The sequence below is a fragment of the Streptococcus suis YS161 genome (genome assembly GCF_002760245.1).
Lineage (GTDB): Bacteria > Bacillota > Bacilli > Lactobacillales > Streptococcaceae > Streptococcus > Streptococcus suis_I.
This window is the reverse complement of sequence record NZ_ASCA01000078.1, coordinates 21,118-36,598: the sequence shown is the minus strand read 5'-3', so window position 1 is coordinate 36,598 and position 15,481 is coordinate 21,118. Positions and strand designations below refer to the sequence as shown.

General features: G+C 43.4%; 16 protein-coding genes. All 16 read left to right on the top strand.

From position 1 onward, the window contains the following. Position 1 precedes the first annotated feature (1 nt). A complete protein-coding gene (gene purF, locus SST111_RS10080) occupies positions 2–1,456 on the top strand; it encodes an amidophosphoribosyltransferase (protein WP_099811132.1) in 1,455 nt (484 codons plus the stop codon). A 55-nt stretch (positions 1,457–1,511) separates the two neighbouring features. Then, positions 1,512–2,534, top strand: a complete 1,023-nt coding sequence (purM, locus tag SST111_RS10075) for a phosphoribosylformylglycinamidine cyclo-ligase (protein ID WP_099811130.1) — start codon at positions 1,512–1,514, stop codon at positions 2,532–2,534. Beyond that, complete coding sequence (gene purN / locus SST111_RS10070; RefSeq protein ID WP_099811128.1) at positions 2,531–3,088, top strand: phosphoribosylglycinamide formyltransferase; 558 nt, start codon at positions 2,531–2,533, stop codon at positions 3,086–3,088. Before purM ends, purN begins: the two co-directional genes overlap by 4 nt. Next, on the top strand, positions 3,085–3,243 hold the full coding sequence (locus tag SST111_RS12230) for a hypothetical protein (protein ID WP_180274059.1): 159 nt from the start codon (positions 3,085–3,087) through the stop codon (positions 3,241–3,243). The genes purN and SST111_RS12230 overlap by 4 nt, the downstream gene beginning before the upstream one ends. 24 nt (positions 3,244–3,267) lie before the next feature. Next, positions 3,268–4,815 (top strand): bifunctional phosphoribosylaminoimidazolecarboxamide formyltransferase/IMP cyclohydrolase, encoded by a 1,548-nt coding sequence (gene purH, locus SST111_RS10065; protein WP_099811126.1) that lies wholly within the window; start codon positions 3,268–3,270, stop codon positions 4,813–4,815. 121 nt (positions 4,816–4,936) lie between these two features. After that, positions 4,937–5,683: a hypothetical protein gene (locus tag SST111_RS10060; protein ID WP_099811123.1), complete on the top strand. Its 747-nt coding sequence runs from the start codon at positions 4,937–4,939 to the stop codon at positions 5,681–5,683. Positions 5,684–5,797: 114 nt separating this feature from the next. Beyond that, entirely contained in the window at positions 5,798–7,060 is a 1,263-nt protein-coding gene (purD, locus tag SST111_RS10055) for a phosphoribosylamine--glycine ligase (RefSeq protein WP_099811121.1), read from the top strand. Between the two features lie 27 nt (positions 7,061–7,087). Next, positions 7,088–7,576: a 5-(carboxyamino)imidazole ribonucleotide mutase gene (gene purE, locus SST111_RS10050; protein ID WP_024378569.1), complete on the top strand. Its 489-nt coding sequence runs from the start codon at positions 7,088–7,090 to the stop codon at positions 7,574–7,576. After that, positions 7,563–8,630, top strand: a complete 1,068-nt coding sequence (gene purK / locus SST111_RS10045) for a 5-(carboxyamino)imidazole ribonucleotide synthase (RefSeq protein WP_099811119.1) — start codon at positions 7,563–7,565, stop codon at positions 8,628–8,630. Before purE ends, purK begins: the two co-directional genes overlap by 14 nt. Positions 8,631–8,639: 9 nt before the next feature. Then, a complete protein-coding gene (locus SST111_RS10040) occupies positions 8,640–9,377 on the top strand; it encodes a hypothetical protein (RefSeq protein ID WP_099811117.1) in 738 nt (245 codons plus the stop codon). A gap of 26 nt (positions 9,378–9,403) precedes the next feature. After that, positions 9,404–10,696 carry an adenylosuccinate lyase gene (gene purB, locus SST111_RS10035; RefSeq protein ID WP_099811115.1) on the top strand — a complete coding sequence of 431 codons (1,293 nt, stop codon included), beginning with the start codon at positions 9,404–9,406 and terminating at the stop codon, positions 10,694–10,696. 1,381 nt (positions 10,697–12,077) lie between these two features. Then, positions 12,078–12,806, top strand: a complete 729-nt coding sequence (locus SST111_RS10030) for an amino acid transporter (RefSeq protein WP_099811113.1) — start codon at positions 12,078–12,080, stop codon at positions 12,804–12,806. A 9-nt stretch (positions 12,807–12,815) separates the two neighbouring features. Then, positions 12,816–13,394 carry a CPBP family intramembrane glutamic endopeptidase gene (locus SST111_RS10025; protein ID WP_099811111.1) on the top strand — a complete coding sequence of 193 codons (579 nt, stop codon included), beginning with the start codon at positions 12,816–12,818 and terminating at the stop codon, positions 13,392–13,394. 14 nt (positions 13,395–13,408) lie between these two features. Continuing rightward, positions 13,409–13,837, top strand: a complete 429-nt coding sequence (locus SST111_RS10020) for an Msa family membrane protein (protein WP_180274058.1) — start codon at positions 13,409–13,411, stop codon at positions 13,835–13,837. After that, on the top strand, positions 13,830–14,702 hold the full coding sequence (locus tag SST111_RS10015) for an ABC transporter ATP-binding protein (RefSeq protein WP_029177681.1): 873 nt from the start codon (positions 13,830–13,832) through the stop codon (positions 14,700–14,702). The genes SST111_RS10020 and SST111_RS10015 overlap by 8 nt, the downstream gene beginning before the upstream one ends. Before the next feature lie 5 nt (positions 14,703–14,707). Then, positions 14,708–15,481 (top strand): membrane protein, encoded by a 774-nt coding sequence (locus SST111_RS10010; protein ID WP_024377049.1) that lies wholly within the window; start codon positions 14,708–14,710, stop codon positions 15,479–15,481.

The window sequence follows — 15,481 nt, the reverse complement described above, 5'->3', positions numbered from 1 at the left end:
TATGACATACGAAGTTAAATCACTAAACGAAGAATGCGGTGTTTTCGGTATTTGGGGACATCCGCAGGCTGCTCAGGTGACCTATTTTGGGCTGCATAGCTTGCAGCACCGTGGGCAAGAAGGGGCGGGGATTTTGGCCAATGATGGTGGGTATTTACGTCGCCATCGTGGAACAGGCCTGATTGCAGAAGTTTTTAAAAATCCAGCAGATTTAGAAGCCTTGACAGGAACAGCTGCCATTGGTCATGTCCGCTATGCAACTTCTGGCTCTGCTTCTATCAATAATATCCAGCCCTTCCTCTTTGACTTTGCAGATATGCAGGTGGGTTTGGCACATAATGGAAATTTGACCAATGCAGTCAGTTTGAAGGCTGAGTTGGAAAAGAACGGTTCAATCTTTTCTAGTTCCTCAGACACAGAGATTTTGATGCACTTGATTCGCCGCAGTCACAATCCAGACTTTATGGGAAAAATTAAGGAAGCTCTCAATACTGTTAAAGGTGGCTTTGCTTACCTGATTATGTTGGAAGACAAATTGGTTGCTGCCTTGGACCCTAACGGTTTCCGTCCACTTTCAATTGGAAAGATGAAAAATGGTGCCTGGGTTGTTGCTAGTGAAACCTGTGCCTTTGAAGTAGTAGGTGCTGAGTGGGTTCGCGATGTGGAGCCTGGTGAGATTCTTATCATCGATGATAGTGGCGTTCACTATGACCGTTATACGACCGACACTCAGCTAGCAGTTTGTTCTATGGAGTATGTTTACTTTGCTCGCCCAGATTCGGTAATTCACGGGGTCAATGTCCATACGGCCAGAAAAAACATGGGTCGTCGTTTGGCCCAGGAATTTCAACATGAAGCGGATATCGTGGTTGGTGTGCCAAACTCCTCCCTATCTGCGGCTATGGGATTTGCAGAGGAATCTGGTTTGCCAAATGAAATGGGGCTGATTAAAAACCAATATACCCAGCGAACCTTTATTCAACCGACCCAGGAATTGCGGGAGCAGGGTGTGCGCATGAAGTTGTCAGCCGTTTCAAGTGTTGTCAAAGGCAAGCGCGTGGTCATGATTGACGACTCTATTGTTCGCGGTACAACTAGCCGCCGCATTGTCCAGCTTCTTCGTGATGCGGGGGCAAAAGAAGTCCATGTGGCTATTGGTAGCCCAGAACTCAAGTATCCATGTTTTTACGGGATTGACATTCAGACTCGTCGGGAATTGATTTCAGCCAATCATACGGTTGAGGAAGTCTGTGAGATTATCGGGGCAGACAGTCTGACCTACCTTTCTCTTGAAGGTATGATTGAGGCCATTGGTATCGACACCGATGCTCCCAAAGGTGGGCTTTGTGTGGCTTACTTTGACGGCGAATTTCCAACGCCTCTCTATGACTATGAGGAAGAATATCTTCGTAGCCTAGAAGAGAAAACGAGTTTTTATATAGAAAATGTCAAGTAAAGATAGAGGTATCAACGTTACTTGACAGACCTGTAAACTGTTGAAAGGAATCAAAATGACAAATAAAAATGCTTATGCCCAATCAGGCGTTGACGTCGAAGCGGGATATGAAGTTGTCGAACGTATCAAGAAGCATGTAGCTCGGACAGAACGCTTGGGTGTGATGGGAGCCCTCGGTGGTTTTGGCGGGATGTTTGATCTAACCAAACTGGATGTCAAAGAGCCAGTCTTGGTATCAGGAACAGACGGCGTCGGCACCAAGCTCATGCTGGCAATCCAGTATGACAAGCATGATACGATTGGTCAGGACTGCGTGGCTATGTGTGTCAACGACATTATCGCAGCAGGTGCAGAGCCGCTTTACTTCCTTGACTACATTGCGACTGGAAAAAATGAGCCAGCCAAGCTAGAGCAGGTAGTAGCAGGTGTGGCTGAAGGCTGTGTCCAAGCTGGTTGCGGCTTGATTGGGGGTGAAACAGCTGAAATGCCTGGTATGTACGGTGAGGACGACTACGATCTAGCTGGCTTTGCCGTCGGCATTGCGGAGAAGTCTCAGATTATTGACGGCAGTAAGGTACAGGAGGGCGACATTCTCCTTGGCCTAGCTTCCAGCGGCATCCACTCCAACGGTTATTCCCTAGTCCGTCGTGTTTTTGCGGATGTTTCTGGCGACGCTCTGTTGCCAGAGCTCAATGGCAGAGCTCTTAAGGAAGTCCTCCTAGAGCCTACCCGTATCTATGTCCAGCAGGTGTTGCCTCTGGTAAAAGCAGGGCTGGTCAACGGCATTGCCCATATCACAGGCGGTGGTTTCATTGAAAATGTGCCTCGTATGTTTGCGGACAACCTTGCAGCTGAGATTGAGGAAGATAAGATTCCAATCCTTCCAATCTTTACTGCCCTTGAAAAATACGGCCAAATCAAGCACGAAGAAATGTTTGAAATCTTCAATATGGGTATCGGTCTGGTACTGGCTGTCAGTCCAGATAAGGTTGACAGTGTCTGTCAACTAGTTGACGAGGAAGTTTACACCATTGGTCGCATCATCGCCAAGGAAGATAAGAGTGTGGTCATCAAATGAAACGAATAGCAGTGTTTGCATCAGGCAACGGCTCCAATTTCCAAGTCATCGCAGAACAGTTTGAAGTAGCTTTTGTCTTTTCAGACCGCAGAAATGCCTATGTCTTGGAACGAGCTGAAAAACTAGGTGTACCAACCTTTGCTTTTGAACTAAAAGAGTTTGCGGATAAGCAGGCCTACGAAGAAGCCATTATCCAACTCTTAGCCCAGCACCAGATTGACTTGGTGGTTTTGGCAGGTTATATGAAGATTGTGGGACTAACCCTGCTGGCTCAGTATGAAGGTCGGATCATCAATATCCACCCCGCCTACTTGCCAGAATTTCCAGGAGCCCATGGAATTGAAGACGCTTGGAATGCAGGTGTGGCAGAAAGTGGCGTGACAGTCCACTGGGTTGACAGCGGTATTGACACAGGACAAATCATCAAACAAGTCCGAGTGCCAAGATTGGCAGATGACACCCTGGAAACCTTTGAAGCCAGAATACATGAAGCGGAGTACCAACTCTATCCAGCAGTTTTGGAGGAGTTGAGGGCGAAAAGAAGAGTGTTATGATAAAGAAAGTCATCTCATTTATTTTGGTATTTGTTTTGACAGCTCTGCTGTTTAATAGCCTTATTTTTGTAAAATTAGAAAATCCTGCACGTTTGATTCTGGCTTATGGTCTATCCTTGATTTTATCAGGATTCCTCATGACCCAAATCAAGTAGTTCTGGTAAGGAAAAGGAGAAAACATGACAAAACGCGCACTGATTAGCGTATCAGATAAGAATGGCATCGTAGAACTTGCCCAAGAATTGACCAAGTTTGGTTGGGAGATTATCTCAACTGGCGGTACCAAGGTAGCCTTGGATCAGGCTGGTGTATCTACTATTGCCATTGATGATGTGACCGGTTTTCCTGAAATGATGGACGGCCGTGTCAAGACCCTGCACCCCAAAATCCACGGGGGCTTGTTGGCTCGTCGGGATTTGGACAGTCACCTGCAAGCAGCTAACGACCATGAAATTGGCTTGATTGACTTGGTGGTGGTCAACCTTTATCCCTTCAAAGAGACCATTTTGCGTCCAGATGTGACCTATGACTTGGCGGTGGAGAACATTGATATCGGCGGTCCGTCCATGTTGCGCTCTGCTGCTAAAAACCACGCTAGCGTAACCGTTGTGGTGGATCCAGCGGATTATCCGACGGTTTTAGGGGAGATAGCAGAGCAGGGTCAGACGACCTACCAAACGCGTCAGCAATTGGCTGCCAAGGTCTTCCGTCACATCGCAGCCTACGACGCCATTATTGCAGACTACTTTACCAAGCAAGTCGGCGAAGATAAGCCTGAAAAATTAACGATTACTTATGATCTTAATCAGCCTATGCGTTACGGTGAAAATCCCCAGCAAAATGCGGATTTCTACCAAAATGCCCTACCGACAGCTTACTCGATTGCAGCTGCTAAACAGCTAAACGGTAAGGAGTTGTCCTTTAACAACATTCGTGATGCGGATGCGGCTATTCGGATTATCCGTGATTTCAAGGACCGTCCGACTGTTGTGGCCCTCAAACACATGAACCCTTGTGGTATCGGACAGGCAGAAACGATTGAACAGGCTTGGGATTACGCTTATGAGGCTGATCCAGTATCGATTTTCGGAGGCATCGTCGTACTGAACAGAGAAGTAGATGCTGCGACGGCTGAAAAGATGCACCCGATTTTCTTAGAAATCATCATTGCACCGAGCTACTCGGCAGAAGCGCTAGCTATTTTGACCAACAAAAAGAAAAATCTTCGGATTTTGGAGTTGGTTTTTGATGCACAAGATGCGAGCGAAGTTGAAAAAGAGTTCACAGGCGTTGTCGGTGGGCTCTTGGTGCAGGATCAGGACGTGGTGGTAGAAAGCCCAGCAGACTGGCAGGTGGTGACCGAGCGTCAACCGTCCGAGCAGGAGTGGGCGGCCATGGAATTTGCCTGGAAGTCCTCCAAGTATGTCAAGTCCAACGGCATCATCATCACCAATGACAAGATGACCTTGGGCGTGGGACCAGGGCAAACCAACCGTGTGGCTTCCGTCCGTATCGCTATCGAGCAAGCCAAGGACCGTTTGGAAGGAGCCGTTTTAGCGTCGGATGCCTTCTTCCCATTCGCTGATAACGTGGAAGAAATCGCTGCGGCAGGCATCAAGGCTATCATCCAGCCGGGTGGCTCTGTCCGCGATCAAGACTCCATTGACATGGCCAATAAGTACGGCTTGACCATGGTCTTTACAGGAGTAAGACATTTTAGACATTGAGAATTTGAATAAGAGGAACATCTAATAATTGTTAGGTGTTTTTCTGTTTTAATGGTCTTGGAATTTTTAGGATAATTTAGTATACTACTATCGAAATTATATTCATGGAGTGGATTGCAGTATGTTTGGATATTTTAAGAAAAATTGGTATGTTATCTTGTTGATGGTTGGTCTTATTTTTATATCGGGTCCAATATTCTCTCTTTTTTTAACTTATATTCAACAAGCTCTAAATAGTAGCTTGGGCGACTGGCTTAGTTTTTATGGTGCAATCATTGGTATTGGTATTTCATTTTTTGTCTTCCATTTTCAATTATTTATTGATCAAGAGAAATTTAAGATCAGTCAGAGACCAGAGATGTTTTTAGATTATAGCTATCAAGTTGTGAAAGCTTCTAGCTATGTTTATTATCATGATAAATATTGGTATGGTTTGATTCAAAGTAATAAGAATACCAAAAAATTAGCAGTAAATTCATTTCAAAATTCGTATGGTGTGGATAATAAACGAGATAAGGCGCTTTCTGTTGAGATTGTAAATAATCAACCTTTGTTTAATCTTCAAATTCAGTTTGGGGAACCTTCCGATTACGCTATCATTCCCAAATTGTCAGAAGGGCAAAAAATTTATATTGTTTCAAAAAAGCATCAAGAGGCAATTTTTAATTATCTATTATTCAATATTCCTGATTTCGACCATATTCCTTCAGAATTAACAATTTATTATACAACTCTTTCAGGGGAGAAAATCAAGAGAATGTATCGTATAGACGAGAAGGGGCAGGTGAGTATGGTAAAAGAACAATCTATTGCTAGTTATTCTCCTCCCTCTAACTTGAATTATGTGTGTGATTATTTTATCAAGTAGTAGCTCACCTCGTGTGAGCTTTTTCCATTCCCGAACATTACCCGGCTTTTTCTATTAAAATCCGTCTGTTTTTGCTATACTGTTTATATAAAATCCGTTTTTGAGGTGTGAAAAATGAAACTTTTGGTTGTCGGGTCTGGTGGTCGTGAACACGCTATCGCAAAGAAATTGTTAGAATCTAAACAGGTAGAAAGGGTCTTTGTTGCTCCTGGAAATGACGGAATGACCTTGGACGGTATCGAGTTGGTCAACATCGGAATTTCCGAACATTCCGTTCTCATCAACTTTGCCAAGGAAAATGATATTGCTTGGACTTTTGTTGGTCCAGACGATGCTCTGGCAGCAGGTATCGTTGATGATTTTGAACAGGCGGGACTTAAGGTTTTTGGCCCGAGTCGTCTAGCCGCGGAGCTGGAGTGGTCAAAAGACTTTGCCAAACAAATCATGGTCAAATACGGCATTCCAACAGCAGCCTTTGGCACATTTTCCAACTTCGAAGAAGCCAAAGCCTACATCGAAGAGCAGGGTGCACCAATCGTGGTCAAGGCGGACGGCTTGGCACTGGGCAAGGGCGTAGTCGTGGCAGAAACCGTCGAGCAGGCAGTCGAAGCGGCACGGGAGATGCTCTTGGACAACAAGTTCGGCGACTCGGGTGCCCGCGTGGTTATCGAGGAGTTCCTGGCGGGTGAGGAGTTCTCGCTCTTTGTCTTGGTCAACGGCGACCAGTTCTATATTCTGCCGACAGCCCAGGACCACAAGCGTGCCTTTGACGGCGACCAAGGTCCCAACACAGGTGGCATGGGGGCTTACGCTCCTGTTCCCCACCTGCCTCAAAGCGTGGTGGACACAGCGGTTGACACCGTTGTCAAGCCCATTCTGGACGGCATGATTGCGGAAGGGCGGTCTTATCTGGGCGTGCTCTATGCTGGCTTGATTCTGACCGACCAAGGTCCTAAAGTCATTGAGTTCAACGCTCGATTTGGCGACCCAGAAACTCAGATTATCCTACCTCGCTTGACCTCTGACTTTGCTCAGAACATTGACGACATCCTCCACAAACGCACGACACAGCTGACTTGGCTAGATAGTGGCGTGACGCTTGGGGTAGTGGTGGCTTCAAACGGTTATCCTCTGGACTACGAAAAAGGCGTGACCTTGCCAGAAAAGACAAAGGGAGACATCACGACTTACTATGCAGGGGCTCGTTTTGCGGAAAATAGCAGAGCACTGCTATCAAACGGCGGTCGGGTCTATATGTTAGTCACCACAGCAGACACCGTACAAGAAGCCCAGGAAAAAATTTACGCGGAGCTGAAAAATCAAGATACGACAGGCCTCTTTTATCGGACAGATATTGGAAGTAAAGCTGTTAAATAATTTGGCATAAGAAAAGGAAGTGCAAATATGAACATTCCAATTTCCATCATTATGGGTTCTAGTTCTGACTGGAAAACCATGAAAAAAGCAGCCGAAGTGCTGGACAAATTTGGCGTAGCATACGAAAAGAAAGTAGTCTCTGCCCACCGCACGCCAGACCTCATGTTCCGTCATGCCGAGGAAGCGCGTGGCCGTGGCATCAAGGTCATCATCGCAGGAGCGGGCGGTGCAGCTCATTTGCCAGGTATGGTAGCAGCTAAGACAACCCTGCCTGTCATTGGCGTCCCTGTCCAATCCCGTGCCCTTAGCGGTGTGGATTCGCTCTATTCTATCGTGCAGATGCCGGGCGGCGTGCCTGTTGCGACTATGGCAATCGGCGAAGCGGGTGCCACCAATGCAGCCTTGACCGCTCTTCGTATTCTCTCTATTAAAGACCAAACCATTGCAGCTCAGCTGGCAGACTTTGCCAAGGAACAGGAAAAAATTGCGGAGGCGATGACAGATGACCTCATCTAAAACAATCGGAATTATCGGAGGCGGTCAGCTGGGTCAGATGATGGCTATTTCCGCTATTTACATGGGGCACAAGGTGATCACGCTGGATCCTGCGGCGGACTGCCCAGCCTCCAAGGTTAGCGAGGTCATCGTCGCTCCCTATCACGATGTGGCGGCCCTCAAACAGTTGGCGGAGCGGTGCCATGTCCTGACCTACGAGTTTGAAAATGTCGATGCCGACGGACTGGACGCGGTCATCAAGGACGGTCAGCTCCCTCAAGGGACAGACCTCCTCCGCATTTCTCAGAACCGCATTTTTGAGAAGGATTTTTTGGCAAAAAAAGCTGGCGTGCAAGTCGCCCCCTACAAAGTCGTCACCTCTAGCCTAGACCTAGAAGGATTAGACCTCAGCAAAAACTACGTTTTGAAGACAGCCACTGGGGGCTATGATGGACATGGCCAGAAGGTTATTCGAGAAGAAGCGGACTTGGTAGAGGCTAGTCAGTTAGCTAACTCTGCCGAGTGTGTTTTGGAAGAGTTTGTGAATTTCGACCTGGAAATCTCCGTCCTTGTGTCTGGCAATGGCTCCGACTACACCGTCTTTCCTGTACAGGAAAATATCCACCGCAATAATATTCTTTACAAAACCATCGTGCCTGCCCGTATTTCAGACGAACTAGCTGAAAAAGCCAAAACCATGGCCCTGCAAATCGCAGACAAGCTCCATTTGGCAGGCACCCTCTGCGTTGAAATGTTTGTGGCAGGGCAAGAAATTCTTGTGAATGAAATTGCTCCTCGCCCACATAATTCGGGGCATTATTCCATTGAAGCCTGTGATTTTTCACAGTTTGACACCCATATTCGAGGCATTCTCGGACAGCCTCTGCCCCCTATCCGCCTGCTTTCACCAGCAGTTATGATTAACATTTTGGGACAAGACATGGAAGCAGTCCAAACCTTTCTTCAAGAAAACCCTACCGCCCATCCCCACTTTTATGGTAAACTAGAAGCGAAGCACAATCGCAAAATGGGACATGTGACGGTGTTGGGGGAAAATGCTGGATTGGTCTTGTAGGAGGAGTATATGCGTGAAATGATAGAAAATATTGCAACTGGCATGATATTAATAGGGTTCGTTGCTATGTGGTGGACATGGAAAAAACAACCAAATAAGAAAAAATTATTAGCTTCTATTCTGTTCACTATTTGTAGTTTTATATTATTTGGTATTTTTTCTGACGGTAACAACCAGGGATATGGTGTGACTAGTGAGGTTGGAACAACTACAACAACCATTGCAAGTGAAATAGCTTCATTAAAATCTAAGGAATCGGAGTATACAACTGAAACAAGTACTTCAACAACCACTGAGACAACAGAGAATATAACCACTGAAAGTAAAATAAATAAGCAAGAGATTGAAAAAATAGTCGATGATAAAGTAGTTAATAATTTTATTATCTCCTTTAATGCAATTTCTGACAGCGACCTAATTGAAATTGAGAGAGGACATATTCGCACGAAATTTACTGCCCGTAGTTTTGATTATTTTATTGAATTATGGAATTCTAACGATACAGACAAAATTTCAATTCAAATCAATAGTGATGATAATAAGGGTATTGACGGAATGCGACAATTGTTTAGAGATTCAGTCAAAGCAATTGATAAAGATTTAGGCGACGATGTCATTTATAACTTCTTTGATACTGCTTTAGCAAATGATAATTATATTGTTGAAAAACTAGGTGACAGGATTGAGGTTAGATTTGGACCAGACACAATGACATATAGAGAATTCATAGATATTTCAGAAAAGTAATATATTTGGAGAGGCAAGGAAAAATCATGATCAATCGTTATTCCCGCCCGGAGATGGCGGCTATTTGGAGTGAAGAGAACAAGTACAAGGCTTGGTTGGAGGTGGAAATCCTCGCTGATGAGGCCTGGGCTGAGTTGGGTGAGATTCCCAAGGAAGATGTGGCCTTGATTCGTGAGAAGGCGACTTTTGACATCGACCGCATTTTAGAGATTGAAGAGGAGACCCGTCACGATGTGGTGGCCTTCACGCGTGCGGTTTCGGAAAGTCTTGGTGAGGAACGCAAGTGGGTCCACTATGGTCTAACTTCGACCGACGTGGTGGACACGGCTTATGGCTACCTCTACAAGCAGGCCAATGATATCATCCGTCGTGACCTTGAAAACTTTACTAATATCATCGCCGACAAGGCTCGTGAGCACAAGTACACCATTATGATGGGGCGGACCCACGGTGTCCATGCGGAGCCAACGACCTTCGGTCTAAAACTCGCAACTTGGTACAGTGAAATGAAACGCAACATGGAGCGTTTTGATGTGGCGGCTAGGGGCGTTGAGGCTGGTAAAATTTCAGGTGCGGTTGGAAACTTCGCCAACATTCCTCCATTTGTGGAAGAGTATGTTTGTGGCAAATTGGGCATTCGTCCGCAGGAAATTTCTACCCAGGTCCTTCCTCGTGACCTTCACGCAGAGTATTTCTCAACCCTAGCCTTGATTGCAACGTCTATCGAGCGTATGGCGACAGAAATCCGTGGGCTACAAAAATCTGAACAACGTGAAGTCGAAGAGTATTTCGCCAAAGGCCAAAAGGGTAGCTCTGCTATGCCTCATAAACGCAACCCGATCGGCTCTGAAAATATGACCGGTCTGGCTCGTGTGGTGCGTGGTCACTTGGTGACGGCTTTTGAGAATGTAGCCCTCTGGCACGAACGCGACATTTCCCACTCGTCAGCGGAGCGGATTATCACGCCGGATACGACCATTCTCATCAACTATATGCTCAATCGTTTTGGCAATATCGTCAAGAACTTGACGGTCTTCCCTGAAAATATGAAACGCAATATGGAGTCAACTTTTGGTTTGATTTATAGCCAGCGTGTCATGCTCAGCTTGATTGAAAAAGGTATGACCCGTGAGGAAGCCTACGACTTGGTGCAACCCAAAACGGCGCAGTCATGGGACAATCAAGTGGACTTCAAGCCCCTTCTCGAAGCGGATGAGCGCGTGACAGCTAAACTTAGCCAGGACGAAATCGATGAGCTCTTCAACCCAGACTACTATGCTAAGCGGGTAGATGACATCTTTGAACGACTTGGGTTATAAAAAAATCAAAATTCTTTGGATTTTCCAGAGAATTTTTTTGTTTACTTGCGAATAAATAGGTGAAGGGGAAAACAAGTTCCCTCCGCTAGACAATCATTCGTAAGAGGATGAGCAGAAAGTCCAGCCTAGCTTCTCAGTGTTCGTATCAACATTTCAGTGCAGTGGTTGATTGGCAGATTCGTTCGCGTTTCACGCTCCAAATCTGACCTCTACGACTGATGCGAACAAAGTTCGCTTCATCTCCAACCTCAACCTGTCTCCCAGACAGTTTGAGCTGTGCGGGGGTGGGAGTGAAACAGTCTGGGATAGACTGTTTCAGCTCAACAACTAGAAATAAAGACTTGTTGACGAACTCTTTAGATTGGTCGAGTTCTGTCCCACTCCCAAAATTTTACGAATAGATAAGTGTGGGGGAAGCAAGCTCACAACTTATTCAAAAAAAGTATCGTCATTTAGTTTTTCTTTTATTACTTCGTTAACTCGCCTTGCCTAACTCTAGTTATGCCTGCGGCTCGTTGCCTAGTACTAAAAGTAAACTAAAAGACTATAAAAAATTTTTTCAAAAAATGCAAACGATTTGCGAATAAGTAAGTGAGAGGGAAAACTCCCCTCAAGGAGATACACACTTGAAAAAAATAAATCATTTTCAAAATGATTTACGAATAAACAAGTGTAGGAAAAATGAAAGGAGAAGAAAGATGAAAAAGAAGTTCAAGATTGTAAACAAACGTACAACGATTGACCTCGGGATTATTAAGTATAGCTACCGTCGTGGTCGCCATACTTTGTAAACAGGGTAATAAATTATATTTTTTGTAAATTTTTAAAGTAAAGGGAGTAGAAAATGAAAAAAACATTCAAAAAATCAAGCAAACGTGCAACAATTCGTCTAGGACACATTACTATCAGCTACCGTTTCCCGCGATATACTTTGTAAGAGGAGGAAATAAAAATGGGAAAATTCTTTAAGAAAAATAAACGTATCACTATTGATCTAGGTATTATCAAATATACTTATCGTCGTGGTCGTCATACTTTGTAAACAGAGTAATAAATTATATTTTTGTAAATTTTTAAAGTAAAAGGAGTAAAAAATGAAAAAAACATTCAAAAAATCAAGTAAACGTGCAACAATTCGTCTAGGAAACCTTACTATCAGCTACCGTTACCCACGCTTTACTTTGTAAGAGGAGGAGATAAAAATGGGAAAATTCTTTAAGAAAAATCAGCGCATCACTATTGATCTAGGTATTATTAAATATACTTATCGTCGCGGTCGTCACACTTTGTAAAGAAACTTATTGATAGCTAATATTGTTTAGCTATCAATAAGATGGGTATTATGGGTTAATGCCTATCTTATTGATAAAAAGGAGATAAAATGAATATGTTTCGGTCAATTTTTAAGTCGGTGATACATCGAAGGGATGTTGCTTTGTTCTATGCCTTCACTGCTTTACCAATCTTAGTTCCGATACTGTCCAAATTTTTGGTAGGCGTAAAGGCTGAATACAGGGATAATTTTTTAGATTTTCTAGGAGCAGCATTGTCAACACAGGGTGGGATAGTGTTACCAACATTACTGTTGTCCTTGATTATTTCAGCAGTTTTTAGGGATGAGATTGATAGTGGCATTCTATTTTTATACAAAGATTTGAATAGAACCCGACTTTTTAATGCAAAAATCATTAGTTTAGTGGTGATGTATGTCTCTTATGTACTTCTAACAGTGCTGACAAGTGCGATTGCTTATTTTGGCTTTTTGAATACTTTTGGAAAAGTAGTATCGGATGATTGGAGTAGTGTGCAGTCCACTTTGCTATCTATTTTTGCAACAATTTCCGTCAATATTATCGGTATTCTATTGGTTGCCATGGTTTCTATTAAAGCCAAATCATTACAGGCAGTTCTAGCAGGAGTTTTTTGGTCGTTATTTACAACAACTGCACCATTTTTGATTGGAGTTCGTTATGTCGTACCGAATGGCTATGCTCAGATGAGCCTTAATCAGCCACTGCTTGCATGGTCCTTGGTAGTAGCTATAACCACATTTTATATTGTTGCTACCTATCTTAAAGGTTGTTCGAACTTTGAAAAACTGGAGTTTTAGAGGTATTTTATGGTAATTCGCTATATTAGACCGGTTGCCTTATCCATTGCTTTGATTATTTTAGCATCAATTTCTTATCTTCTGGCAACATCTTTGGTTTTATTTAGCTCCAGTCAATTTTTACAGCTAGCCTATCTATTTTCTATTATGGTTGGAATGCCAGTAGGGTTTATTCTACTTCCATCCTGGCTTACAAAACGCTATCAGTTCTATAAAGAAACGGCGGATATAAAGTTTAGTTGGAAAGAATTTCTTCTTGTTGCCATTGCTATCTTTTTCATCAATTCTTTGTTTATTCAAAGTGAAGAATATGTGAATCAATTTATTATTGCGACTTGTGAAGAATTCTTGTTCCGTTATCTTATCTATCGTATTCTAAAAAGTGAATATCCTACTTGGCTAGCTATGTTGGTCACTTCTCTCTTGTTTGGAGTTTTGTTGCATATGAATTATCCCTTGCTGGATAATCTAATCATCCGAACTCCACTAGGTTTATTGTTTTCTCTGTTAGCTACTCGTTTTGGTTTGCAGTATGCTATCGGAGGACATTGGTTATACAATCTGTTGGTTTCGAGATTTCCATTTTAATTGTGAGGGTCATGATGATATTTATTCTATTATTGAGTCTATTTTATATTTGTTTGACAGTTGCTAGTTCGCAACTATTGCTAAGTCTCTCTGTTCCTGTTTTATTGTTGTTGACTTATTTGCTACCGCCCATCGTCAATTCAATCTGTATGGGATTACAAAAGACTGAGTCTTGGAAAGCATGGTCAGCGGGCATTTTTCCAACAATGTCAATGATATTTTATGCTGCTTTTGCCTACATTACGAGTAGCAATGGTCAGTGGGAGCAGTTTGCTCAACTGCATACAGTTTCAGATGATGTCATGAGTGTTGAACTGGCCGGCGAATTACTGGTTCCATCACAAATGTTATTCATTGCTGTAGTGTATTATGGTGTAGCTATTGCTACATACTTTATCCAACAAGCAAGTCGTCAGAAAGAAAAAGGAGTTACTTATGCTTAAAATCAATCATTTATCAAAACAGTTTGCAGGAAACGAATTTTACTCACTAAAAGATGTGAGTTTGGAGATCAATAAGGGCGAGATAGTTGGTCTGATTGGGAAAAACGGAGCTGGAAAATCCACACTCATGAAACTAATGGCTAAGTCCCTAAAACCAAGTTCGGGAACCATTACATATAAGGGTACGGATATTTTTAGTCAGGATAATTTGTTAGCAGACTTTGGAATTATGATCGATCCAGTCTTCTATCCAGAAATGACTGTTATGGACAACCTCAAGTTTTATTTGGACCTGCATGGGAAAAAAGACCTCTATCCAAATATTGAGAAGACTTTGAAATTGGTAGAATTATGGGAAGCTCGCAATCGGAAACCCAAGGGATTCTCGTTTGGTATGAAACAACGGACTGCTTTGGCGATTGCCTTGGTTGCGGAGCCCGATTTCCTGATCTTAGATGAGCCTTTTGTGGGCTTGGACCCGATTGGTGTTCAGAAATTGATTGATATCTTGAAGCAGTGGTCTAGTGAGAGACAAATTTCTATGTTGATTTCGAGTCACCAACTAGGTGAGTTGGAGGCCTTGTGCAGCCGCTATGTCTATATCGAATCGGGAGAATTGGCAGAGGCTTTTGAAGGCAAATCTCATCCAAGTGTGCTCGTGCAGTTGGACACGACTAAAAACTTAGATTCTGTGAAGGACTTGCTCAATGACCATGTGGTGCTAGAGGGGGAAGTGCTAGAGATTTCCACTGCTACACCTACAAGTGAGCTCAATCAGATTTTTGGTGTGCTGGCTCGTCAAGAATTGATTGTGAAATTAGAAGTGAAAGAGAATCACTTGAAAGAAATCTTTACGAAAGGGTAGTGAGTATGAAACAGATTTTTCCAGCTGTCTTTAGAACGATTTGGAAGCGAAAGGAGACGCAGATTTATCTCCTGTTCACTTTGTTTCCTTTTATCTATCTAGTCACTTCATTTATTGAAGGGTCGAATTTTATGCAGATTCATGCTGGTGAGGGCTATAAAGTCAGCCTTGTTGCCTTTACGAATATGATGGTGAGCTCAGCAGATAGTTTCATTCTTCCTAGTTTGACCCTGTATTTCTTGGCTATATCTGTCTTTAGGAAAGAAGTAGATGAACATACCATGTTTTTGTATCGGGATCTTGGGCGGAAGCAGATTTTCTGGTCTAAATATCTTGGTCTACTAGCAACAATCGTCATTTTCTATGGTTTCTTCTTTGTAACCTCTGCATTTGTACATTATGTTCGGGTAATCCATCTGCCTTTTGGTAGTCCAGCTGTTTTTGATGTTAGCTTAGCAGAGAGCCTGGGTAATGTATTTGGTATTGTTGCCTATCTATTGAAAGATATTCTCTCAGTTAGTTTGGCAACTGCTCTTTGCCTATATTTGAAAAACATTACCACAATGATTATAGGATTTTTGGTAACGATTACGATGATGATTTTAGCAGTTATTGGCGGTCCAATCGCTATGCTTTTTCCAACTAGTTATGTAGCTTTGGCCAACGAAGGTCTTACAGGAGCGGGGCTGGCTTACTTGGGCGCTATTGGTGTAACGCTTGTTTACGTACTCGTATTTACTAAAATTGCTGCGAAAAAATTCAAGAATTTGGAGTTCTAG